Below are 23107 nucleotides of genomic sequence, written 5' to 3'. Positions count from 1 at the left end.
AATGAAAAATAAAGGAAGAAATGATTCAAATCTCACGATTTAGAAAGTTTAAAATAGCTGCAGTTGGCATTTTGTGTGTATGCAGTGCATTTATTTCTGCCCGGAAACCGATTACTGTTTGGATGATTGGGGATTCGACCATGTGTAGCTACGAAAGCTCCAGAGCACCATTAACGGGTTGGGGGATGCCTTTTGCCGGCTTCTTTAATGCGGAGGTACAGTTTAATAATCGCGCGAAAGGTGGCCGAAGCACCAGGACCTTCCTTTCTGAAAAAAGATGGGAAAATGTGGCGGACAGTTTAAGTAAAGGGGATTATGTACTGATTCAGTTTGGTCATAATGATGAGGCTAAAGAAGAAAAGTATAAAGACCGGTATACACCTGTGGCCGATTATAAAGTAAACCTTGGTCGATTTATTAAAGAAAGCAGAGCGAAAAATGCGATTCCTGTGCTCATTACACCAGTATCCAGGATGAGCTTTGATAAAAATGGGCAAGCAAAAGAAACACATGCGGAATACACCGCTGCGGCATATGAAGTTGCAAAAATGTATGGTGTACCGTTAATTGATTTGGACAGGGAAAGTAGGATGCTATACCAAAAAATGGGTCCAGAGGCCACTAAGAAGTTGTTTATGCAGCTTGAATCAGGTGTTCATCCGAATTATCCGGAAGGGAAAAAGGACAATACTCATTTTAATGAGTTTGGCGCCAGGAAAATAGCTCAGCTTGTGCTCTTGGAAATGAAAAAACAACAATTGGCGCTTTGTAATTACATCGTACAACCTAAACCAGCAAAGAAATGAAGATGATATTATGGCTTATGGTCTTTGGTATTTTTAGCCTTGGACAGTTAAAAGCGGAAGATAAGCGACTTGTGGTTGCCCAGGATGGCAGCGGTGATTTTAAAACGGTTCAGGAAGCAATCAATGCCGTTCCAGATTTTAGAAAGGTGACTACTATCATTTTTATAAAGAATGGAAAATACAAAGAGAAGCTGAATCTTTCGGCTTCTAAGAAGATGGTGACTTTGATTGGTGAGGATGTAGAGAGAACTATACTGACTTACGACGATTACGCGCAAAAGAAAAACCGCTTTGGCGAAGAAATGGGCACTTCAGGATCTTCTGGATTTTACATCTATGGAGATGACTTTACTGCAAAGAACATCACTTTTGAAAATACAGCAGGGCCGATTGGCCAGGCAGTAGCTTTATGGGTTGCCGGTGATAAAGCCAGCTTCTTGAACTGTAGAATGCTGGGTTTTCAGGATACTTTGTACACCTATGGGCCAGGAAGTAAGCAATACTTTTACCGCTGCTTTATCAGTGGAACTGTAGATTTTATCTTTGGATCAGCCACTGCGGTATTCGAAGATTGTGAACTTTTTTGTAAGTCGCCCGGATTTATTACCGCTTCTTCCGCACCTGATTCTGTAAAACATGGTTACGTGTTTTTGAACTGTAAGCTGACTGGAACAGCAGCCGCGCAATCTGTTTATTTAGGCAGGCCATGGCGTCCGTATGCTAAGGCTGTTTTTTTAAATTGTGACCTAGGTGAAATGATTAAAGCAGAGGGCTGGAACAATTGGGGTAAAACAAGTAATGAGGAAACGGCTTTTTATGCAGAATACAAGAATAAAGGAGTTGGAAGTTCTGTTGTTAAAAGAGTGAGTTGGTCTAAGCAGCTGAATGATCAGGAAGCTGCAGCGTATACATTAGAAAAGATATTTAAAGGATGGGTGCCAGCAAAAAACTAATCTTATTGCTCTTGTTGTTTAGTATTTGTTTTGAAACGAAAGCACAGGATCAGAAAAAGGTTCAAAAGATCGCGAGATCTTTTACTGTCAGTAAAGATGGTGCTGCTGATTTTCAAACGATTCAGTCGGCCATCAATGCGGTACGGGATTTCTCTGATTCTGTAGTCACGATTCACATTAAAAAAGGAATTTACAAAGAGAAACTGATTGTGCCTTCCTGGAAAACGAAGGTTTTTCTAGTAGGAGAAGATTCCTCTAATACGGTGATCTCTAATGGTGATTATTCGGGTAAGGAGGGTTTTAATACTTATAATTCCTATACGTTATTGGTTCAGGGAAATGATTTCAGGGCTGAACGACTGACGATTGAAAATAGCGCAGGATCGGTTGGTCAAGCGGTTGCGTTACATACGGAGGGGGATCGGATGGTGGTTAAGAATTGCCGGATATTAGGGAATCAGGATACACTTTTCCCTGCTGTAGATACCAGCAGACAGTATTATCTAGACTGTTATATCGAAGGGACCACTGATTTTATCTTTGGTGCCGCAACTGTCGTTTTTGAACGTTGTCATATTCATAGTAAGAAAAACTCCTACATCACCGCTGCTTCAACCACAGCGGCACAACGCTACGGTTTTGTGTTTATTGATTGTAAGCTAACTGCTGCTGCTGGTATAGAGAAAGTATATCTTGGCAGGCCATGGCGTCCTTATGCAAACACTGTATTTATAAATACTGAGATGGGGCCCCATATTTTACCTGCGGGTTGGCGGGCCTGGAATGAGAACGATAATCACAAGTGCAGCTATTATGCCGAATATGGATCGAAAGGTCCGGGAGGGCTGATTAATGGAAGAATCGAATGGTCGAAGCAATTGTCAAAGAAAGAATTGAAAGCATACACATTAGTGAAGATATTTTCAGGAAATAGTTTATGGAAGCCGAAACAATAATTAAAAAGCGCCCTTTGTGGAGAAATGGTTTATGGATTGCAAGTTTTCTCCTATGCGGCGGAACGGTGCTGGCACAAGCTCCGAAAGATGTAAAAAGAAGCGCTGTCAACATTGCAAGCGCTGCAGGGGAAAGTTCAGTACCTTTTAAAACCAGCATCAGTAAAGTCTGGGTGGCCGACCTTGGCAATGGGAAGTATAAAAACCCGGTTTTGAACGCTGATTATTCAGATCCCGATGCAATTCGGGTAGGCGATGATTATTATATGATTGCCTCTAGTTTTGATGGCGTACCTGGTTTACCGATCCTTCATTCCAAAGATCTGGTCAATTGGTCAATCATCGGCCATGCCTTAATCCGCCAAATTCCGGAAGCTCATTTCTCGAAAACGCAGCATGGAAATGGGGTCTGGGCACCCGCGATTCGCTATCATAAAGGGGAGTTTTATATTTATTACCCAGATCCGGACTTTGGGATATACTTAATAAAAGCGAAAGATCCGCGTGAAGCATGGTCTGCACCTGTTATGGTGGCCGAAGGTAAAGGACTGATTGATCCTTGTCCGCTTTGGGATGAGGATGGCAAAGTTTATCTGGCTTACGCTTATGCTGGTAGTCGGGCAGGAATTAAAAGTGTGCTGGCGGTTAAAAGGCTCAATGAAGCCGGAGATCAGGCAATTGATCCGGGGCAATTGGTTTATGACGGGCATGAAGATGATCCAACGATAGAGGGCCCTAAGTTTTATAAACGAAACGGTTACTATTACTTATTTGCACCAGCAGGAGGTGTTGCTACGGGATGGCAGCTCGTATTGCGTTCTAAAAATGTTTATGGTCCTTATGAAAGAAAAGTCGTGATGGATCAGGGGAAATCTCCAATAAACGGCCCTCATCAGGGGGCTTGGGTAGACACGCCTGGCGGTGAAGATTGGTTCTTGCATTTCCAGGATAAGGGGCCTTATGGTCGTGTGGTACATTTGCAGCCGATGAAATGGGTTAAAGACTGGCCAGTAATCGGTATGGATGCTGGGGGAACGGGGATTGGAACTCCAGTTTTGGAATATAAGAAGCCGGCTGTGGCTAAGGTTTATCCAATTTCTACGCCAGCAGAAAGCGATGAGTTTAATGAAAATAGGATGGGCCTTCAATGGCAATGGCAGGCAAACCCTCAAGCAACCTGGGCATTTATGAATCCTGGAAAAGGGAGCATAAGGCTTTTCACACAAACGGGGCCGGAAGAAATGAACAATTACTGGGAGGTGCCCAATCTGCTTTTACAAAAATTCCCGGCAGAAGCGTTTATGGCTACGGCAAAAATTACATTCAATGCGAGTGTAAAATTGGAAGAAGAAAAAGTGGGGTTGATCATCATGGGTAGAAGCTATGCTAATCTGGCTTTGAAAAGCAACAAAGGGATCCTCTCTTTGGTGTATACGAGTTGTATGGATGCAGCTAGAGGAAAAAAGGAACAGGAGATCAAGATTGCGGACTGGAAAGAGGGATTGGCAAAAGAAAAGATGAAAGGAAATTTTATACCTCCAATCAGTCATGTTCAGGCAGAGGATGTCTATTTGCGCGTTCAGGTAAAGGAGGGAGCGGTATGTACCTTTAGCTACAGCCTTGATGGCAAAACTTTTAAGCCGATTCCGGGGTCTTTCCAGGCAGAAGAAGGGCAGTGGATAGGTGCAAAAATGGGCCTTTTTGCGGTTAAAAAAGGAAAAAGCAATGATTCCGGATATGCTGATGTGGATTGGTTCCGTGTAGAATCGATTAAATAGCAATACGGGAACGATTGCGCAGTTATTTTGAGCGCTTTTGTTTTATTCTCTCACAAAACTATGTAGAATTGTGTACCAGCTGGAAACAGCGGTCACCAAATATATTAAGATACTTAAACCTCCTTGTATGAACAAGATTAACCCTATGTTCTGGTCTTTATCTATGGTGCTTTTGTTATGGAACCCAATCGTTTCCAATGCACAAGTTTCCAGCAAAGAACAGCAATATTCATTTGACAACTTACCGACAATAAAAGGAACATCATTTAAAAAAGATACGATCAATATTCTTAGCTATGGTGCCAAAAATGATGGCATCACCTTAAATACTAAAAGCATCAATTCGGCGATCCAGGCTATGAGCAAAAAAGGTGGGGGTGTTGTGGTCATCCCTGCTGGCTTATGGCTGAGTGGACCTGTGGAGTTGAAAAGCAATGTGAACCTACATTTACAGAAGAATTCCCTATTGCAATTTACCAAGGATTTCAAACAGTATGAACTGGTGAAAGGGAATTGGGAAGGATTCCCTCAAATGCGCAATCAATCTCCAATCTGGGCAAATGACCAGGTAAATATTGCCATCACTGGTTTTGGAATTATTGATGGTGGTGGTGATGCCTGGAGAATGGTTAAGAGAGATAAACTGACAGAAAGCCAATGGAAGAAATTATTGGCTTCGGGTGGTTTAGTCAGTGAGAATAAAAAAATCTGGTACCCTTCGGCATTGACAATGAAAGGATCAACTATGAAGGATCCTGGAAAAATCAGTGCTGATAAAACCCCGGAGTTCTATGAAAGCATTAAAGACTTTTTACGTCCCAATTTAATGGTATTGTACCGTTGCAAGCAGATCTTGCTGGAAGGTGTGACTTTCCAGAACTCTCCGGCATGGAACCTTCATCCATTAATGAGTGAAGACATTACCGTTAGAAATATATACGTTAAAAACCCATGGTATGCACAGAATGGGGATGGAATAGACATCGAGTCCTGTAAAAACGTATTAATTGAAGGCAGTACTTTTGACGTAGGAGATGATGGAATATGTATTAAATCCGGTCGCGATGCTGCGGGAAGAGAACGTGGAGTTCCAACAGAAAATGTAATCATCAGAAACAGCACGGTTTATCATGCGCATGGTGGTTTTGTGATTGGCAGTGAAATGTCTGGAGGTGCTAAAAACATCTTTATCTCTGACTGTACTTTTATTGGCACTGACATCGGTTTGCGCTTCAAAACTACCAGAGGAAGAGGTGGGGTTGTGGAAAATATCTACGCTAAAAATATCAATATGAAAGATATAGCTGGAGAAGCGATTCTTTTTGACATGTATTATGCTGCGGTTGATCCGGTTCCTTTAACAGGCGAGCAACGTACAGCGCCTAAAGTAGAATTATTACCTGTTACAGAAGAAACACCAATATTCAGAAAGTTTTATATCGAGAATGTCGTTTGCGATGGGGCGGCGAAAGCTGTATTTGTACGAGGATTGCCGGAGATGAGTATTAGTGATATCTATCTTAATCATCTAGTGATGAAAGCTGACGAAGGTGTTGATATACAGGAGGCTAAAAATATACAATTGACGAATGTGCATTTGGATATACCAAAAGCAAAGCCATTATTGTATGTGCAAAACGGGAAATCTGTTTATTTCAAAAATATAGACTATACTAATGCAGAATTACTGATCCGCGTTTCCGGAGACCAGAATAAAGACCTTAAAATGTCTGGTACCGCAACTGCTAAGGCCAAGGCCCTTTCGGAATTTACGCATGATGCTAAACCAGTGGTACTGGAAATAAAGAAATAGTTAAGTAGGTAAAAAACAGCCTGCTCTTCGAAAAAGGGTTAGACTGAATTTGAATTAAAGAAACAAAATGAAAATAACCTGGATAAATACTGCAGCTGCTTTGCTACTCCTGCAGGCAAGCTGTTCTTCTGTAGCCAGTGCTCAGGCGAATAAACCGCTCTCAGCACGTATGGCGGCTACAGTAATGGAAATATGGGCAGATTCACTTAACCTCAATCCTGAGCAGCCTAAGCCTGTAAAATGGGCTTATGACCAAGGGGTGATCCTGGAAGGGATTGATGGGCTTTGGAAAAGAACTGGAAAAGGTGAATACTTTAAATATATGCAGAAAAGCATGGACTTTTTTGTAACGAAAGACGGTGTAATTCAGCGCTATAAGCCACAGGATTATAACATTGATAACATCAAGAATGGTCGGTCGCTGCTGACTCTATACAAAGTGACCGGTCAGATGAAATATTTTAAAGCGGCTACCACATTAAGGGAGCAGCTGAAAGGTCATCCTAGAACCAAAGACGGTGGTTTTTGGCATAAAAAGATTTATCCTAGTCAGATGTGGCTCGATGGCTTGTACATGGGACAGCCTTTTTATGCGGAATATGCCGCTTTAGTAGGTGATCAGGCTGCTTTTGACGACATTGCGAATCAGTTTATCCTGATGGAGAAATATAGTAAAGATCCGAAGACTGGCTTGCTTTATCATGGATGGGATGAATCTAAAGAACAGAAATGGGCTAATCAGGTAACGGGACAATCGCCTAATTTCTGGGGCAGGGCAATGGGTTGGTATGCCATGGCTTTAGTAGACGCATTGGAATATTTCCCTAAGGATCATCCTAAACGGAAAGAGCTTCAGGAGATTTTAAATAGGACAGCCATAGCGATTAAAAAATATCAGGATCCTAAAAGTGGGCTCTGGTATGATATCCTGGACAAACCGAATACGAAAGGAAACTATCCCGAAGCATCTGCTTCGGCAATGTTTGTGTATAGCCTGGCTAAAGGGGTAAGGACTGGTAATTTGTCTAGTGAATATCTTGCTGTTGCAGAGAAAGGTTATCGTGGTATGGATAAGGTGTTTGTAGAGCAGGTTTCCGCGGATAGGGTAAACCTGAGAGGTACCGTTAGTGTCTCTGGTTTAGGTGGTAAACCTTACCGTGATGGCAGTTTTGCTTATTACATGAGCGAGCCGGTCATCACTAATGACCCTAAAGGTGTTGGCGCATTTTTACTGGCTGCAAATGAAATGGAATGGGCTGAATCAGCAAAACCTGGTCAGGGAAAAACGGTGCTGCTTGACAATTACTTTAACCATGAGATAAAGAAAGACCAAAGTGGAAACGACCTTTCCTGGCATTATAAATGGGCAGAGCGCGCAAATGGCGGTTTTTCTATGTGGGGCGGTATCTTTGAAAGGAATGGTTTTAAAACCAAAGAGTTAGATGAAGGGCCGACTTTAAAAAACCTCAGCGATGCTGCAGTATACATTATTGTTGACCCGGATACCGAAAAAGAAAGCCCAAAACCGAACTATATTGAGGCGAATCATATCAAAGACCTGACCGCGTGGGTGAAAGCAGGGGGGCTATTGATATTGATGGCAAATGATACTGGAAATACGGAATTGGATCATTTTAATCAACTGGCTAAACCTTTCGGTATTCAGTTCAATAAGGACAGTAAAGGGCGGGTAAATAAGAACGAATATGAAACGGCAAGGATCGATATTCCTGCAAGAAATTCTATCTTCAAAAACTCAAAGCAGTTGTTTGTGAAGGAGTTTAGTAGTCTTTTATTAAGTAGTCCTGCAGTAGTAATTGTAAAGGATAGTGCCGGGAATAATGTCATTGCAACTTCTAGATATGGCAAAGGAACAGTCTTCGTAATCGGAGATCCCTGGTTGTATAATGAGTATGTAGACGGTAGAAAGTTGCCCGCCGACTATGATAATTTTGCTGCAGCAACAGACCTGGTTCAATGGCTTAGTCAGCAGTTACCTTCTAATTTAACAAAATGAAAAGATTAATATTCGCTCTTTTACCTGTTTTGCTGAGTTCTTGCGCAGTGGCGCAGAACCTCAGCGGGGCAGCTTCAAAACTGGACAGTACTGCAGAAAAAATGTTGGTTTATCAGCGTAGTGTAGGTGGCTGGCCAAAAGCTATTGGAAAGGTACCAATTGATTATGACCAGCCGCTTTCTATGCAGCTTCGACTAGCGATTAAAGCGGATTCTTTACATGATGATGCGACCATTGACAATAAAGCAACTACCAAAGAGCTACGCTATTTAGTGAAAGCCTATCTGAATACTCAAAATCCAGCTTACCTTGCTGCGGTAAAGAAGGGGGTCAATTACCTTTTTAAAGCACAATATGAAAATGGCGGATGGCCACAGTATTTCCCAGATCATCACTTATACCGCGCTCAAATCACCTATAACGATAATGCTATGGTGAATGTGTTGAATATCATGCAGGATCTGGCAGAGGGAAAAGAAGGGTTTGAATTATTGCCGGAAAAGGAACGTCAGCGTGCGTTGGCAGCTATTGAAAAAGGTATTTCCTGTATTTTAAAGACACAGGTGCTACAGGATGGAAAGTTAACCGTATGGTGTGCGCAATATGATCAGAATACTTTAAAACCAGCTCAGGCACGTGCATTTGAGCCGATTTCACTGAGTGGCATGGAGTCGGTATATATCGTGGAATTCTTAATGCGTCAGAAACACCCTTCTGCCGCAATCGTCACATCGGTAAAATCTGCTATAGCATGGTTTCAAAAGTCTAAAATTGAGGGTTATAATTTTGTATTCATCAAAGACCCTAATCAAGTTGGAGGTAAGGATCGCGTGTTGAAGCCGGATGCTTCGAGTGTGATCTGGGCTAGGTTTTATGACATTACAAGCAATACACCTATCTTCACGGGCAGGGAAAGTATTCCTAAAAAGACACTAACCGAGATTGAAGTGGAAAGACGTACAGGTTACGCCTGGTACGGTAAATGGCCTGCAAATCTGATGGATAAGAAATACCCGGCATGGTTAAAAAAGCTTTAAGTACAGTTGGGCTGGTCTTTTTTGTTATGGCATTCAGTTGTGCTCAAAAGCCATTTGATGTGCTAGATTGGAAGGGGGAGGCCAGCTTAAATACTTACCTCATCGCGACAATGACTGCTCAATATGAAGCGCGGAGAAGCATGTTGGATGCCGCTAAAGGGTCTAAGGATGCCACACTTCTTTATCAGGCGAAAGTGAGGGCTGGTATTGATGGTGTAATCAAAGGATTTCCTCCTAAATCGGCGTTAAATCCGAAGATCTCAGGAACTATAATACAGCCGGATTATCGGATTGAAAAGATCATTTACGAAAGTTTTAAGGACCATCATGTGACTGCAAACCTTTATCTGCCAATAGGTAAAGGACCTTTTCCGGCCGTATTGATGTTCTGTGGTCATGAAGATGCCGGAAAGGCAACTCCATCTTATCAGCAAGCTGCCATTCTTTTTGCAAAGAATGGTTTTGTTGTTTTTGTGATAGATCCGATTTCACAGTCGGAAAGACATCAATTCCTGGATGAAGGAGGTAAGCCTCAAACTAAAGGAGGAACAACAGAACATACGCTGCTCAATCAATCTGCTAATCTTTTAGGAAGTTCTGTCGCTGTATATGAGCTTTTCGACAATATGCGTGGGCTGGATTACCTCTGTACAAGAAAAGAAGTGGATACTTCCAGGATTGGCTGTATAGGCAATAGTGGTGGAGGCATGCATGTGATCTATTTTGCAGCGATGGACGCCCGTGTAAAAGTACTTGCTCCTTGTAGTTATTTGGCAAGCAGAGCGCGTACCCTAGCCATGACCGGGCCTGCAGACGGCTGCGCACAAGTGCCTGGGGAGGGCGAAGCACAACTGGAAATGAGCGACTACCTGATTGCGGCAGCACCTAAGCCTTTGTTGATATTGGCTGGGGAATACGATTTTATTGACTATCAGGGAACTCTGGAGTCTTATAGGGACCTTAAACAGGTATATTTGGATTTGGGTGCTCAGGATCAATTGAAGCTTTTTAGCTACGCAGATGGTCATGGTCTGTCTAAGCCTAAAAGAGAGGCTGCTGTGACTTGGTTTCGCCAGCATTTTTACAATGATGGTACTCCGGTAAAAGAGGGAGATATGGAGGTTCTGCGAGCAGAAAAATTATTCGCTAGTCCGAATGGATACCTCCAGTCTATCTATCCGAATGAACGAGGTTTGGCGGAGTATCATCTTTCTTTATACCATGACTTAGACTCGCAAAGAACTGCTTTTTCCAGGCAGGATCAGATGGTTAAACGCAGCAAAATCAAACAATTATTGGCTTTGCCTTCTGGTAAATTAAAAGTAGAGAGTTTTGTGGTTGACTCTTTGTGGCAGAATGGATTAAAGTTTTATAAAATAATGCTCAGAAGTCCGGGGGAAATCCCTTTGCCTTTATTGTTGCTAAAGCCGACTGGCGCGGTTAAACAGGTTTTGATTTGGGCAGCCGAGGCTGGTAAAGAAAGTCTGACGAGGGATCCTGCTTCATTAAAGCAGTACCTGGATCAGGGCTTTGCGTTGGTGCTGCCGGATTTGAGGGGGATGGGGGAAACTAAGGATAAGGATGCTTTAAATGACCCTAAATATCAAAACAAAGAATACAGAAATGCAATGTTTGCGCTGCACATTGGAAAGCCACTAGCTGGGCAACGGGTTTATGATTTACTTTGCTTAGTTCAGTTTATTAAAACCAATCCATATTTTGCGAATGGAGCTGGGGCTGCTGAGGGAGAAGCTATAAAAGACGACTCATTTGCGGCTAAAAAGATAATGATTCGCAGTAATGGCTTGTTAAATGTTCCAGTAATGCATGCTGCCTTTCTGGAACCGGCCATTGTTCAGCTTGATTTATATCAAGGGATTCCTTCTTACCTTAGCAGGTTACAAAATCCCTTACAAAAGGACGGATATAGTGAACTGATTCCGGGTGTGCTCGCGTATTATGACCTTCCGGATTTGATCCGCTGGTTGTCGCCAATACCCGTGAATTTCTTTAAATAAAGCCCTTTCTGAGGAAATGGCTTAATATATCTTGCACGATAACGTTCCCGATAACGATTGCGCAAATAATTTCCAGTCAAGCGGATCATTCCTTATAATTATTATGTAGAATTGTTTCTAACCGAATGTAATTTAACAGATGATACTATCCAAAAACACCTTAAGTGGTATGGGATCAGCGAAGCTAATCGTTCCTGATCAAAGGCATTTTAACCTTCCTGAAAGGGTCTTACAATTTGGAACTGGCGTACTATTACGTGGCCTCCCAGATTATTTTATCAATAAAGCAAACCTTATTGGTGCGTTTAATGGTAGGATTGCGGTGGTAAAATCGACTAGCAAAGGAGATACCAGCGCTTTTATAAAACAAGATAGTTTATACACGATATGTGTCAGAGGAATTGAAAAAGGAGAGAAAATAAAAGAAAACATTGTTTCTTCAGCGATCAGCCGTGTGTTAACGGCAGATAAAGATTGGGATAGTATTTTAGATATAGCGGTTAGCAAAGATTTAAGGCTCATCGTTTCTAATACAACTGAGGTTGGGATACAGTTGGTTAAGGAAGCTGTTCAGCAAGGTTCACCTAGCTCATTTCCCGCGAAATTGCTGGCGGTGTTGTATGCGAGATTTAAAGCTTTAGCAAGCGAAACAGATGAATATGATTTGGTGGTCATCGCCACAGAACTGATTCCAGATAACGGAAAAAAGCTGGAGGCGATCGTGTTTGAATTGGCCGATTACCAAGGTTTGGAAACGGAATTTGTGGTTTGGTTGAGGCAACATATACATTTTTGTAATTCATTGGTAGATAGAATTGTGCCGGGAAAACCTGATGCAGCGGTACTGAAAGAATTGGAGGAGGAGTTGGGTTATACCGATCAACTGTTGATTATGGCCGAACCTTATCGCCTCTGGGCAATTGAAGGAGGGCCAACAGTAGAAAGGTTGCTTGGCTTAACAGGCATTGACGAAGGCATTATTGTAAAACCTGATATTGAGATTTACAGAGAGCTGAAAGTAAGGTTGTTAAATGGATCGCATACTCTTGCGGCGGCAATTGCTTTTCTTTCTGGCATTCCAACAGTGGCTGAAGCGATGACAGCAGCACCTTTAAAAAGATACATTACAAAAGTGATGCAAAAGGAAATTGCCCCTGCAATTCCTTATGAGGTAGCCGTAGCGTTGTCTGCTGCTTTCGCAGATAGTGTGATTGATCGTTTTGCAAATCCTTTCATTGCACATTCCTGGATCAATATAACCTTCCAGTACACGATGAAAATCAAAATCCGTGTGATTCCGGTGTTACTGAATTACTATAAGAAGTACCATCAGGTTCCGACAAACATTGCCCTTGGTTTTGCTGCGTATCTTGTGTTTATGCGGGTAAGCAGGGCTTCTTCAAACGGACAGTACTTTGGGGCATATCAAGGTAGAGAGTATCAGATTACTGATGACCAAGTAGCTTATTTCCATGAAAAAAGTAGGTTGTCACCGGACGAGTATGTGCAGCAGGTACTGGCGGATGCCGGGTTATGGGGAGCAGATTTGTCTGGGTTACCTGGTTTAAAAGAAACAATAGCAGAACAATATAAACTGATTTTAACTTCAGGAATGAAGGAAGCATTACAGCAATCAGAAAAACATTTACAAAGCAATTAATGAAGCAAAGAATATTATTAAAGGTTCATCCAAAGGATAATGTGCTGGTGGCGTTAACAGACCTGTTGAAGGGTGAGCTATTGAGCTATGATGGTGTGGATTATCTGTTGCAAGATCAGGTGTCTGCCAAACATAAGTTCAATACGGTAGATTTGAAACCGAATGATGAATTGATCATGTATGGTGTGTTGGTGGGTAAAGCCCAAAGTGATATTCCGGCGGGTTCTCTATTGACCACTGCCAATATCAAACATGCAGCCACCAGTTTTGAAACTAATGAGGCCCATTTATTATGGAATAAGCCCGACATATCGGCTTGGAAAGACCGAACTTTTAATGGTTTTCACCGGAATGACGGCCAGGTAGGTACTGCCAATTATTGGTTGGTGATCCCGATGGTTTTTTGTGAAAATAGGAATCTGGAGGTTATTCAGGAGGCTTTATTGAATAATTTAGGCTATGGCCGCAATGAAACTTACCAGCAGCAGGCGAAAGAATTGATTTCTTTATATGAGGAAGGAAAAAGTCTGGACGAGATTCTGAGTACCCAGTTGAGTTATACGGAACAAAAAGAAAAGGCAAACCGCTTGTTTCCAAATGTAGATGGCATTAAGTTTTTAACCCATACCGGTGGTTGTGGGGGTACGAGACAAGATTCGCAGACATTATGCGGGTTATTGGCAGGCTATATCACACATCCTAATGTGGCTGGTGCAACAATCTTAAGTCTAGGTTGTCAGAATGCCCAGGTTAATATTCTACAGGAGGAGATCCAAAAGCGTGTGGTCAATTTTGACAAACCTTTATACATCCTGGATCAGCAGACGATTGGCAAGGAATCTGAGCTATTAAGTCTGGCAATTAAGCAAACGTTTGCAGGTTTAATCCAGGCGAATGCTCATGTGCGGAAACCGGCTCCATTGAGCAAATTATGTATTGGATTGGAATGTGGAGGTTCAGATGGCTTCTCAGGGATTTCTGCAAACCCGGCAATTGGTTATACTTCTGATTTATTAGTGGCATTGGGAGGTTCAGTAATTCTTGCAGAGTTCCCTGAATTGTGTGGAGTAGAGCAGAATTTGAGTGATAGATGTGTGAATCGTGAGGATGCGGCGCGTTTTTCAGACCTGATGACTACTTATAGCAGCAGAGCAACTGCTGCAGGATCTGGATTTGACATGAACCCTTCTCCTGGAAATATTAGAGATGGATTGATCACAGATGCCATTAAATCAGCCGGTGCGGCAAAAAAAGGCGGTACTTCGCCTGTGGTGGCTGTATTGGACTATCCCGAAAAAGTGACAAAGCCTGGATTGAACCTTTTATGCACGCCTGGAAATGATGTTGAATCGACTACAGCTGAGGTTGGTTCTGGTGCAAACGTTGTTTTATTTACTACAGGGTTAGGTACACCAACAGGGAATCCTATAGCTCCGGTAGTAAAAATAGCCAGTAATACCCGCTTGTTTGATAAGATGAGGGATATTATTGACCTGGACACGGGTTCCATCATTGAAGGAACAGAGCGTATTGAAGCAGCAGGGGAACGTATTTTAGAATACGTGATCGAGGTAGCCAGTGGAAATGTGGAAGTGAGTGCCTTACGCCATAGACAAGATGATTTTATTCCCTGGAAAAGGGGCGTTTCTTTATAAAATTTTATACATTTAGAAATATTATTGTGAAAAACTTTTTAGATAGCAACTTCTTACTACAGACAAAAACAGCGCAATCGCTGTATCATAACTTTGCAAAACAGATGCCCATTATTGATTATCATAATCATTTAATGCCGGATCAGATTGCAAACGATTTCATGTTTGAAAATATTACCCAAGTATGGCTTTACGGCGACCACTATAAATGGCGTGCAATGCGTGCTAATGGCATCGACGAATATTATATTACCGGAGGTGCTACAGATCTTGAAAAGTTCAAGAAATGGGCAGAAACTGTTCCTTACACCCTAAGAAATCCTTTATATCACTGGACACACCTGGAACTACAGCGTTACTTCGATATTCATGAAGTCCTTTCTCCTGAAAATGCGGAAAGGATTTATGAAGAATGCACCGCCAAATTGCAAACACCTGAATATTCTGTGCAGAACTTATTGCGCAAAATGAATGTGAAGGCCTTGTGTACTACGGATGATCCATTGGATTCTTTGGAGCATCACCAGAAAATAAAAAGAGATCAGCTCGATATCAAAGTCCTGCCTGCTTTCCGGCCTGATAAAGCGATGAATGCAGATGATGCGACTTTCTTAAATAAATACATAGACCAGCTGGCTGTTTTAACTGGCGTTGCCCTTGAAGACCTAGATGCTTACCTTTCGGCGCTTAAATCAAGACACGATTATTTTGCAGAAAATGGCTGTTCGGTTTCTGATCATGGTTTAGAGCAAATTTATGCTGAGGATTACACAGAGGAAGAAATCAAAGCAATTTACTTGAAAATAAGAAAGCAATCTACGCTGACTCCTTTAGAAATTGGGCAATTTAAATCAGCTTTGCTGTTTCAATTTGCATTATGGGATCATGAAAAGGGATGGGTACAACAATATCATTTAGGTGCTTTAAGAAACAATAATGATCGTTTATTGAGTCAGTTGGGGCCAGATACCGGCTTTGATTCTATAGGCGATTTTTCTCAGGGAAAAGCCTTGGCTAAATTCTTAAACAGGCTGGATAGTGAAAATTGTCTGGCAAAAACGATTCTGTACAATTTGAATCCCGCGGACAACGAATTGATGGCCACTATGATTGGTAATTACAACGACGGTACGGTAGCTGGAAAAGTGCAATGGGGTTCGGGTTGGTGGTTTTTAGATCAGAAGGATGGCATGATTAAGCAATTAAATACCTTATCAAATATGGGCTTACTGAGTCGATTTGTAGGCATGTTAACCGACAGCAGAAGCTTCCTTTCTTATCCACGTCATGAATATTTCAGAAGGATTTTATGCAATCTGTTTGGGGATGATGTAGAAAATGGCGAATTGCCTGATGATCAGGAATGGCTTGGGAAAATAATTCAGGACATCTGCTATAATAACGCAAAAGAATATTTTAATTTTTAATAGATATGGGAAAGGTTTTAAACTTTGGTGAACTGTTATTGAGAATCTCTCCGGATTTGGATGGGAACTGGCTCAAAGAAAACAACCTGTCCTTTTATGTAGGAGGTGCGGAGGCAAATGTGGCGGCTGCACTAGCGCTTTGGGGCGTCCCTTCGTCCTACCTTTCGGCAGTGCCAGATAATTTTATGAGTAAACAGGTGGTGAACTACCTGAATAAGCTGAACATTGACACCAGTCCGATGCAATACACTGGCGAGCGAATTGGTTTGTATTACCTGCCTAATGGCAAGGATTTGAAAAATGCAGGAGTAATCTATGACCGCAACCATTCTTCCTTTTCTGGCCTGAAAACAGGAACTATTGATTGGGACAAGGTATTGGAGGATGTTTCCTGGCTGCATTTCAGTGCAATTTGTCCGGCATTAAATGAAGGTATTGTTGCGGTTTGTGAAGAGGCTTTAATTGCTGCTTCCGAACGAAATATCCAAATCTCGCTAGACCTGAATTTCAGAAGTAAACTCTGGCAGTATGGTAAAAAACCGTTGGAGGTTATGCCCTCATTGGCTAAATACTGCAACCTGATCATGGGCAATGTCTGGGCGGCAGAGCAGATGTTAGGTATTCCGGTAACTCCTGGCTTAGCAGAGGAAAACCGCAAGGAAGCTTATCTGGAGCAATCTAAAAAAAGCGCGCAGGCCATCATGGCCGCTTTTCCAAAGTGTACTGCAGTAGCCAATACTTTCAGGTTTGATTTTAAGGAATCTGGAGTGAAGTATTACTGCGCATTGCATACTGCAGATGAGCATTTGGTTTCTAAGGAATACCGTGCGGAAAGAATTATTGGAAAAATTGGTAGTGGCGATTGCTTTATGGCCGGTTTAATTTACGGTTTTTACAAGGAGCACTCTAAAGAGGAGACGCTTGGTTTTGCCACTAGAGCAGCTTTTTCTAAGCTATTTACCCATACCGATTTTACAACTACTAAAATGCAGGATATTTCGAAGGTAGCCAAGATGTACGAGGTGGCCATTTAAGATCATATAAATAACACAGCATAAGAACCGATACAAACGACATACAAATGAAAACGAAAGAAAACTCTTTAAAGGCCATTACAGATCAGGGAATCCTTCCTTTATTTTACTTTGAAGATGCGCAGGTGAGCCTGGAGATCATCAGGACTTTATATAAATCAGGAATCAGGGTATTGGAGTATACCAATCGCGGACCGGCTGCATTGTCGAATTTTAAAATCCTTATAGAGGCACTTAAAACAGAAATGCAGGACCTTTACCTGGGTATTGGAACTATTAAAACCGTATTAGAGGCAAAAGAATTTATTGCAGCTGGTGCTCATTTTATAGTTTCTCCGATTGTGAATGAAGAAGTTGGTCAATTGGTTCATGAGCAGGGTCTGCTGTGGGTTCCTGGCTGTTTTACGCCGACAGAAATTAATACTGCACATCAGATGGGGGCTGGATTGATCAAACTATTTCCTGCAAACATTCTTGGTCCATCTTATATGGCGGCTATTAGAGATCTTTTTCCAGGGCAATTATTCATTCCTACAGGTGGTGTTGAAATTGAGCAGAGCAACATCAGCAACTGGTTTAAATCTGGCGTATGTGCCGTTGGAATGGGCAGCAAACTCATCAGCAAAGACATTTTAGAAAACAAAGACTATAACGAACTAGCGAATCTCACCAGAAAAACGATTGAACTGGTAAAAGCGGGTAGATAATACCCGTACAATCGAACCACAACCAACCAAAAACCAAATATAATGAAAGAGACTAAAATGAGTAATTACAGATGGACAATCTGTGCATTACTGTTTTTCGCAACCACAGTCAATTACCTTGACCGACAAGTGTTAAGTCTCCTGCATCCCATGCTGGAGAAAGAATTTAACTGGACAAATAGTGATTATGCCAATATAACTGCTGCATTCCAATTCGTATATGCTATTTCAATGCTCTTTGCAGGGCGTTTTGTAGATAGACTGGGCACGAAATGGGGCTATACTGTAGCCTTGATCATCTGGTCTATCGGTGCGATAATGCATGCCGTAGCCATTCCAATCGGACAGGGAGCGACTTCTGTACTTACCTGGATTGGGTTGGGCGCAATGCCGGTTTCTGTAGTCGGATTTATCATTGCCAGAGCGGTTCTTGCTTTTGGAGAATCGGCGAATTTTCCGGCAGCTATCAAAGCTACAGCTGAGTATTTCCCTAAAAAAGAACGTTCATTTGCTACGGGTATATTCAACTCGGGTGCCAATGTAGGTGCAATTTTAGCGCCATTAACTGTGCCTTGGATCGCTACGGTTTGGGGCTGGGAAGCCGCGTTTTTAATCATTGGTGCTGTCGGATTTGTTTGGCTGGCATTTTGGGGTATTTTCTATGAAAAACCTGAAAATCAGAAAAGAATGTGTGCGAATGAGCTGGCCTATGTAAATAGTGACCAGAACGATGAAGCACCTGTAGAAGTCATTGACGAAGGAAAAAAAGTACCGTGGACCAAGTTATTGGGTTATAAACAAACCTGGGCTTTTGCCTTTGGTAAATTTATGACTGATGGGGTATGGTGGTTCTTTCTGTTTTGGCTCCCTTCTTACCTTAAGGTGCAGTATAATTTGCAAGGAACAGACATTATGTTGCCATTGACTGTATTGTATAGTATGACCATGATTGGCAGTGTTGGTGGTGGTTGGTTCCCGATGTATTTTATCAATAAAGGGTATTCTCCTTATGATGGCAGGATGCGCGCCATGTTTGTGATCGCCTTATTCCCGCTATTGGTATTGCTGGCACAGCCACTTGGGCATTACAGCTATTGGATTCCTGTAGTATTGATCGGTATTGGTGCTTCCGCGCATCAGGCATGGTCCGCTAATATTTTTACTACAGTTTCAGATATGTTTCCTAAGAAAAGTATTGCTTCAGTGATTGGAATTGGCGGTATGGCAGGTGGAATGGGTGGAGTGGTGATGTCTAAACTAGGTGGTGCATTGTTTGACCATTATAAGTTGCTGGGGCATACCCAAACCGGTTATACCATTATGTTTGCTATTTGTGCTGTGGCTTACTTATTGGCTTGGATCGTGATGAAATCATTGGTTCCTAAATATGCACCCATCACTGATTTATAATTTTGAATTACTTACCTAACCGACCATATTACTATGAATTTTAATGACCAGCTCCAATCTATTTTTGTAGAGGAGCATCAAATTCCGGAGGAATTTAAATTGGCAGAAGAGGTTCACCAGCGCGAATATCTAAGCGATGGGGAGCTACGTGCATGGGATGGAGAAATACATGAAGTTTTATCACCTATCTGCATCAAAACCCCAGAGGGATTGAAGCGTAAAGTGATTGGAACTTATCCTTTATGTAGCGAAAAGGAAGCAGCAGCAGCGCTAGCAGCAGCTGTAAAGGCGTACGACAATGGAAGAGGCGAGTGGCCGACCATGAGTGTCGCCGACAGGATCAATTGTGTGGAGAAATTTACGCACCGTATTATAGAAAAGAAAGCGATTGTAGTTAAGCTCCTGATGTGGGAAATTGGTAAGTCTTATGCTGATTCTGTGAAGGAGTTTGACCGTACCGTAGAATATATTCATGCTACTATTGATGCTTTAAAAGACCTGGACAGACAATCATCCAGATTTAGCATTGAGCAGGGGATTGTGGCGCAAATCAGACGTTCTCCTTTAGGCGTTGTTTTATGTATGGGTCCGTTTAATTATCCTTTAAACGAAACCTTTACCACTTTGATCCCGGCATTGATCATGGGAAACACCCTGTTGTTTAAACCGCCTAAACATGGTACTTTATTGCATTATCCTTTGTTAGAGGCCTTTCGTGATTGTTTTCCGAAAGGAGTGGTGAATACCATTTATGGCAGAGGTAACAAGATCATTCCTGATTTGATGAAATCTGGTCAAATTAATGTATTGACTTTAATTGGTTCTAGTAAAGTGGCCAATGAACTGAAAAAGCTCCACCCCAAAGTAAACCGTTTACGTGCTATTTTGGGCTTAGATGCAAAGAATGCCGCGATTATTACTGCTAAAGCAGATGTTGAGCTGGCAGTTCAGGAAACTGTATTAGGCTCTTTGTCCTTTAACGGACAACGTTGTACGGCTTTGAAAATCATATTTGTACACCGGAGTCTGGCAGATGAGTTTTTAAAACAGCTGACTGTGGCTGTTGGGCAACTAAAATTTGGAATGCCCTGGGAGAATGGGGTATCATTAACGCCATTGCCAGAACCTCATAAGCCTGCTTATCTACAGGATTGTATTGCGGATGCAATTGCCAATGGTGCAAAAGTAATCAATGAAAATGGAGGTGCGGTAAACGAATCTTTTGTTTACCCAGCAATTGTGTATCCAGTTACGAAGGAAATGAAGTTATATACAGAAGAACAATTCGGACCAGTTATTCCTGTTGTTCCTTTTGATGATCTGGAAGAAACTATTGAGTACCTGATTGAATCTACCCACGGACAGCAAGTGAGTATTTTCAGTAATGACAATGAAGAAATCGCCTCGCTGATTGATCCATTGGTGAATCAGGTGAGTCGTGTAAATATCAATTGTCAGTGTCAGCGCGGACCAGACGTGTTTCCATTTACCGGGAGAAAGGATAGTGCCGAAGGTACCCTTTCTGTGGTGGATGCATTGAGGTCATTTTCTATCCGTTCCCTTGTGGCAACGAAACTAAATGAAAATAATAAACACCTGATTAACGAGATTGTAGACAGTAATAGTTCAAACTTCTTAAGTACAAAATACCTGTTTTAAGAAGTTTGTGTGTGAATAATAAATGATGCGACTGAAGTAAATATCAAATCATTAGAGCCGGAATCAAGGAATTGTTTTATTCCAATTTGATTCCGGCTTCTTTATAGGCTTTTAAATTTTCATCATTAGGGTCAATGTCCGTGATGATAATGTCAATATCACTCATGCTGGTGATGTAATACGGTTCTGTAGTTCCTAGTTTTTCTACAGTGGCCAATGCTATGATCTCTTTTGAAGTTTCTACCATTGCTTTTTTTACCTGGCAATCCTCATAATTGATTCCGGTTACACCAGATATCAGGTCTATACTGCAAATTCCCAGAAAACACAGGTCTGGACGAATACCACGAATGGTCTGAATTACCTCGAAGCCAGTGGTAGAAAAAGAATTTTTGTTTAACCTGCCACCTAAAAATATCACTTCTATACAAGGGTGGTCTTCGAGTATAGTCACTACGGGAAAACTGTTGGTGATGACCGTGATTTGTAAGTCTCTGGGTAAAAGTGTGGCAATTGCCAACACCGATGTACCAGCGTCAAACAACACTACTTGCCCGTTTTTAATCAATTTGACTGCCTTTTCGGCGATAATGCCTTTGTGGCTAACATCATAATGCTCACGTTCGCGAAAATGGCGAGGAATAGGAGACCTTGAAATTGCACCTCCACGAACGGCTTTAAGTAATCCCTGGTCGGAAAGTTCCTTAATGTCTCGCCTTACGGTGTCCTCAGAAACTCCCAGTAGGGTACTCAGATCGCCCAATAACACTTTTTTCTCTTTTCGAATGTGTTCTATGATCAACTGTAATCTTTCTTCCTTTATCATATTGTTGCAAATGTAAGTAAATATTTCGAGCAACATCATGCAATATGTTGCAAAATAATGCTATATTTGTTGCAAGATATTACAATAAGACATGAACGAAATCAAAAAAACAATAGGAATTGACATGGATGGTGTTCTTGCAGATATAGAAGAGCAATTCATGGACTGGTACGAAAAAGAATATGGTGTGAGAGTGCCTAGATCAGAAAGATTAGGTGTACTGGAGCCTGAGGGTTTTCCTGAAAAAGGAGCAATCAGGACGTATGTAAATACTCCGGGTTTTTTCAGAACCATCCCGTTAATGGAGGGTGCAGTAGAAGCAGTGAAAAAGTTGATGGAAGATTACGAGGTATACATTGTTTCTGCAGCAATGGAATTTCCTCAGTGTTTATCAGAAAAACATGAGTGGCTAGCAGAACACTTCCCTTTCATCAGTTGGAGAAATATCATTTTCTGTGGAGATAAGAGTGTGGTGGTTACAGATTATCTTATTGATGACCACTGTAAAAACCTGGACTTCTGTAAAGGAAAGGCAATTATGTTCGATGCTTCACATAATGTAAACCAACATCATCATGTAAGAGTGAAAAGCTGGACAGAAATTCTTGCTTTCTTTGAGCAAGAGAAATCAAGCGAGGAGCGCTTAGTGAATATCGAAACGGTTTAGTCCAGCTCTTTTAGGCCATAAGTGAGTTTAGACTCTAGTTTCTTTTATCTATATTTCAAATTCCTAAAGGAACCACAAATATATGATAGAAGAAATAAATCAAAAGTATCCTAAGGCCTATATAGCTATTGATGAAGCGACTAAAGATGCTGGTTTTTCTATGGCTTCTGCAACAATGACTTGTTCTTTGCTACAAACACTGGCTGCTTCGAAACCTGGCGGCCGTTTTCTGGAATTGGGAACTGGAACTGGTCTTTCCACTTCCTGGATATTGGAAGGGATGGATGAAGAGGCCAGTCTTTTATCCATTGACAATGATGCGCAATTTCTGGACATTGCAAAACGTTTTCTAGGTCAGGATAATCGCCTTGAGCTGCAATGTATAGAAGGCGAAGACTGGGTGCTTCAAAATATAGGTCAGAAGTTCGACTACATTTTTGCAGATACCTGGCATGGAAAATACCTGCTGTTGGGCGAGGTGTTGGACATGCTGAAGCCAGGTGCGTTTTACATCATTGATGATATGCTTCCTCAGGAGAACTGGCCTGAAGGGCATGCTGAGAAAGCCACTATTCTAATAAAAACCTTAGAACAACGCGAAGATCTGATCCTCACCAAACAATGCTGGGCAACCGGAATTGTAATTGCTACAAAAAAAGCAGTATAGGTATTTCAAAATTGGACTAC

General features: G+C 41.7%; 18 protein-coding genes. 17 read left to right on the top strand and 1 reads right to left on the bottom strand.

Annotated elements, in window-relative coordinates; genetic code table 11:
- Positions 1 to 20: 20 nt before the first annotated feature.
- From AQ505_RS14825 to AQ505_RS14755, 15 genes are all read left to right on the top strand, one after another.
- Positions 21 to 806, top strand: coding sequence for a rhamnogalacturonan acetylesterase (locus tag AQ505_RS14825; protein ID WP_062548897.1), 786 nt, complete (start codon positions 21 to 23; stop codon positions 804 to 806).
- A complete protein-coding gene (locus AQ505_RS14820; RefSeq protein WP_062548896.1) occupies positions 803 to 1759 on the top strand; it encodes a pectinesterase family protein in 957 nt (318 codons plus the stop codon). Before AQ505_RS14825 ends, AQ505_RS14820 begins: the two co-directional genes overlap by 4 nt.
- Entirely contained in the window at positions 1738 to 2715 is a 978-nt protein-coding gene (locus AQ505_RS14815; RefSeq protein WP_062548895.1) for a pectinesterase family protein, read from the top strand. Before AQ505_RS14820 ends, AQ505_RS14815 begins: the two co-directional genes overlap by 22 nt.
- Positions 2697 to 4490 carry a glycoside hydrolase family 43 protein gene (locus AQ505_RS14810; protein WP_082461549.1) on the top strand — a complete coding sequence of 598 codons (1794 nt, stop codon included), beginning with the start codon at positions 2697 to 2699 and terminating at the stop codon, positions 4488 to 4490. Before AQ505_RS14815 ends, AQ505_RS14810 begins: the two co-directional genes overlap by 19 nt.
- 127 nt (positions 4491 to 4617) lie before the next feature.
- Entirely contained in the window at positions 4618 to 6303 is a 1686-nt protein-coding gene (locus AQ505_RS14805) for a glycoside hydrolase family 28 protein (protein WP_231634885.1), read from the top strand.
- A gap of 67 nt (positions 6304 to 6370) precedes the next feature.
- The gene (locus AQ505_RS14800) at positions 6371 to 8320 is read left to right on the top strand and encodes a glycoside hydrolase family 88 protein (protein ID WP_062548894.1); all 1950 of its coding nucleotides are present in this window, start codon (positions 6371 to 6373) and stop codon (positions 8318 to 8320) included.
- Positions 8317 to 9357 (top strand): pectate lyase, encoded by a 1041-nt coding sequence (gene pelA, locus AQ505_RS14795; RefSeq protein WP_062548893.1) that lies wholly within the window; start codon positions 8317 to 8319, stop codon positions 9355 to 9357. The genes AQ505_RS14800 and pelA overlap by 4 nt, the downstream gene beginning before the upstream one ends.
- Complete coding sequence (locus tag AQ505_RS14790; protein WP_062548892.1) at positions 9339 to 11375, top strand: alpha/beta hydrolase family protein; 2037 nt, start codon at positions 9339 to 9341, stop codon at positions 11373 to 11375. The genes pelA and AQ505_RS14790 overlap by 19 nt, the downstream gene beginning before the upstream one ends.
- A gap of 139 nt (positions 11376 to 11514) precedes the next feature.
- The gene (locus tag AQ505_RS14785; RefSeq protein WP_062548891.1) at positions 11515 to 13035 is read left to right on the top strand and encodes a tagaturonate reductase; all 1521 of its coding nucleotides are present in this window, start codon (positions 11515 to 11517) and stop codon (positions 13033 to 13035) included.
- On the top strand, positions 13035 to 14690 hold the full coding sequence (locus AQ505_RS14780; protein WP_062548890.1) for a UxaA family hydrolase: 1656 nt from the start codon (positions 13035 to 13037) through the stop codon (positions 14688 to 14690). The genes AQ505_RS14785 and AQ505_RS14780 overlap by 1 nt, the downstream gene beginning before the upstream one ends.
- A 26-nt stretch (positions 14691 to 14716) precedes the next feature.
- A complete protein-coding gene (gene uxaC, locus AQ505_RS14775; protein ID WP_062548889.1) occupies positions 14717 to 16117 on the top strand; it encodes a glucuronate isomerase in 1401 nt (466 codons plus the stop codon).
- 5 nt (positions 16118 to 16122) lie between these two features.
- On the top strand, positions 16123 to 17151 hold the full coding sequence (locus AQ505_RS14770) for a PfkB family carbohydrate kinase (RefSeq protein ID WP_062548888.1): 1029 nt from the start codon (positions 16123 to 16125) through the stop codon (positions 17149 to 17151).
- Between the two features lie 47 nt (positions 17152 to 17198).
- Positions 17199 to 17858 (top strand): bifunctional 4-hydroxy-2-oxoglutarate aldolase/2-dehydro-3-deoxy-phosphogluconate aldolase, encoded by a 660-nt coding sequence (locus AQ505_RS14765; RefSeq protein WP_062548887.1) that lies wholly within the window; start codon positions 17199 to 17201, stop codon positions 17856 to 17858.
- Between the two features lie 42 nt (positions 17859 to 17900).
- Entirely contained in the window at positions 17901 to 19268 is a 1368-nt protein-coding gene (locus AQ505_RS14760) for an MFS transporter (RefSeq protein ID WP_062548886.1), read from the top strand.
- 33 nt (positions 19269 to 19301) lie between these two features.
- Positions 19302 to 20927 carry an NADP-dependent glyceraldehyde-3-phosphate dehydrogenase gene (locus tag AQ505_RS14755; RefSeq protein ID WP_062548885.1) on the top strand — a complete coding sequence of 542 codons (1626 nt, stop codon included), beginning with the start codon at positions 19302 to 19304 and terminating at the stop codon, positions 20925 to 20927.
- A 76-nt stretch (positions 20928 to 21003) separates the two neighbouring features.
- Here the strand turns inward: AQ505_RS14755 and AQ505_RS14750 are convergent, their stop codons facing one another.
- Complete coding sequence (locus AQ505_RS14750; RefSeq protein WP_062548884.1) at positions 21004 to 21753, bottom strand: DeoR/GlpR family DNA-binding transcription regulator; 750 nt, start codon at positions 21751 to 21753, stop codon at positions 21004 to 21006.
- Between the two features lie 91 nt (positions 21754 to 21844).
- Between AQ505_RS14750 and AQ505_RS14745 the strand changes: the two genes are divergently transcribed.
- Positions 21845 to 22420, top strand: coding sequence for a 5' nucleotidase, NT5C type (locus AQ505_RS14745; protein ID WP_062548883.1), 576 nt, complete (start codon positions 21845 to 21847; stop codon positions 22418 to 22420).
- 82 nt (positions 22421 to 22502) lie between these two features.
- Positions 22503 to 23087, top strand: a complete 585-nt coding sequence (locus AQ505_RS14740; protein WP_062548882.1) for an O-methyltransferase — start codon at positions 22503 to 22505, stop codon at positions 23085 to 23087.
- Positions 23088 to 23107: the final 20 nt, after the last annotated feature.

The organism is Pedobacter sp. PACM 27299 (assembly GCF_001412655.1).
Lineage (GTDB): Bacteria > Bacteroidota > Bacteroidia > Sphingobacteriales > Sphingobacteriaceae > Pedobacter.
The sequence above is the reverse complement of the archived record's forward strand: the minus strand, read 5'-3'. Positions and strand labels throughout refer to the sequence as shown.

Excerpts from the sequence above, each read along its gene's own strand:
- AQ505_RS14755 (WP_062548885.1), top strand. The coding sequence starts at position 19,302 with ATGAATTTTAATGACCAGCTCCAATCTATTTTTGTAGAGGAGCATCAA.
- pelA (WP_062548893.1), top strand. The coding sequence starts at position 8,317 with ATGAAAAGATTAATATTCGCTCTTTTACCTGTTTTGCTGAGTTCTTGC.
- AQ505_RS14750 (WP_062548884.1), bottom strand. The coding sequence starts at position 21,753 with ATGATAAAGGAAGAAAGATTACAGTTGATCATAGAACACATTCGAAAA.
- AQ505_RS14790 (WP_062548892.1), top strand. The coding sequence starts at position 9,339 with ATGGTTAAAAAAGCTTTAAGTACAGTTGGGCTGGTCTTTTTTGTTATG.
- AQ505_RS14760 (WP_062548886.1), top strand. The coding sequence starts at position 17,901 with ATGAAAGAGACTAAAATGAGTAATTACAGATGGACAATCTGTGCATTA.
- AQ505_RS14820 (WP_062548896.1), top strand. The coding sequence starts at position 803 with ATGAAGATGATATTATGGCTTATGGTCTTTGGTATTTTTAGCCTTGGA.
- AQ505_RS14810 (WP_082461549.1), top strand. The coding sequence starts at position 2,697 with ATGGAAGCCGAAACAATAATTAAAAAGCGCCCTTTGTGGAGAAATGGT.
- AQ505_RS14800 (WP_062548894.1), top strand. The coding sequence starts at position 6,371 with ATGAAAATAACCTGGATAAATACTGCAGCTGCTTTGCTACTCCTGCAG.
- AQ505_RS14780 (WP_062548890.1), top strand. The coding sequence starts at position 13,035 with ATGAAGCAAAGAATATTATTAAAGGTTCATCCAAAGGATAATGTGCTG.
- AQ505_RS14745 (WP_062548883.1), top strand. The coding sequence starts at position 21,845 with ATGAACGAAATCAAAAAAACAATAGGAATTGACATGGATGGTGTTCTT.
- AQ505_RS14805 (WP_231634885.1), top strand. The coding sequence starts at position 4,618 with ATGAACAAGATTAACCCTATGTTCTGGTCTTTATCTATGGTGCTTTTG.
- AQ505_RS14740 (WP_062548882.1), top strand. The coding sequence starts at position 22,503 with ATGATAGAAGAAATAAATCAAAAGTATCCTAAGGCCTATATAGCTATT.
- AQ505_RS14770 (WP_062548888.1), top strand. The coding sequence starts at position 16,123 with ATGGGAAAGGTTTTAAACTTTGGTGAACTGTTATTGAGAATCTCTCCG.
- AQ505_RS14785 (WP_062548891.1), top strand. The coding sequence starts at position 11,515 with ATGATACTATCCAAAAACACCTTAAGTGGTATGGGATCAGCGAAGCTA.
- AQ505_RS14765 (WP_062548887.1), top strand. The coding sequence starts at position 17,199 with ATGAAAACGAAAGAAAACTCTTTAAAGGCCATTACAGATCAGGGAATC.
- AQ505_RS14825 (WP_062548897.1), top strand. The coding sequence starts at position 21 with ATGATTCAAATCTCACGATTTAGAAAGTTTAAAATAGCTGCAGTTGGC.
- AQ505_RS14815 (WP_062548895.1), top strand. The coding sequence starts at position 1,738 with ATGGGTGCCAGCAAAAAACTAATCTTATTGCTCTTGTTGTTTAGTATT.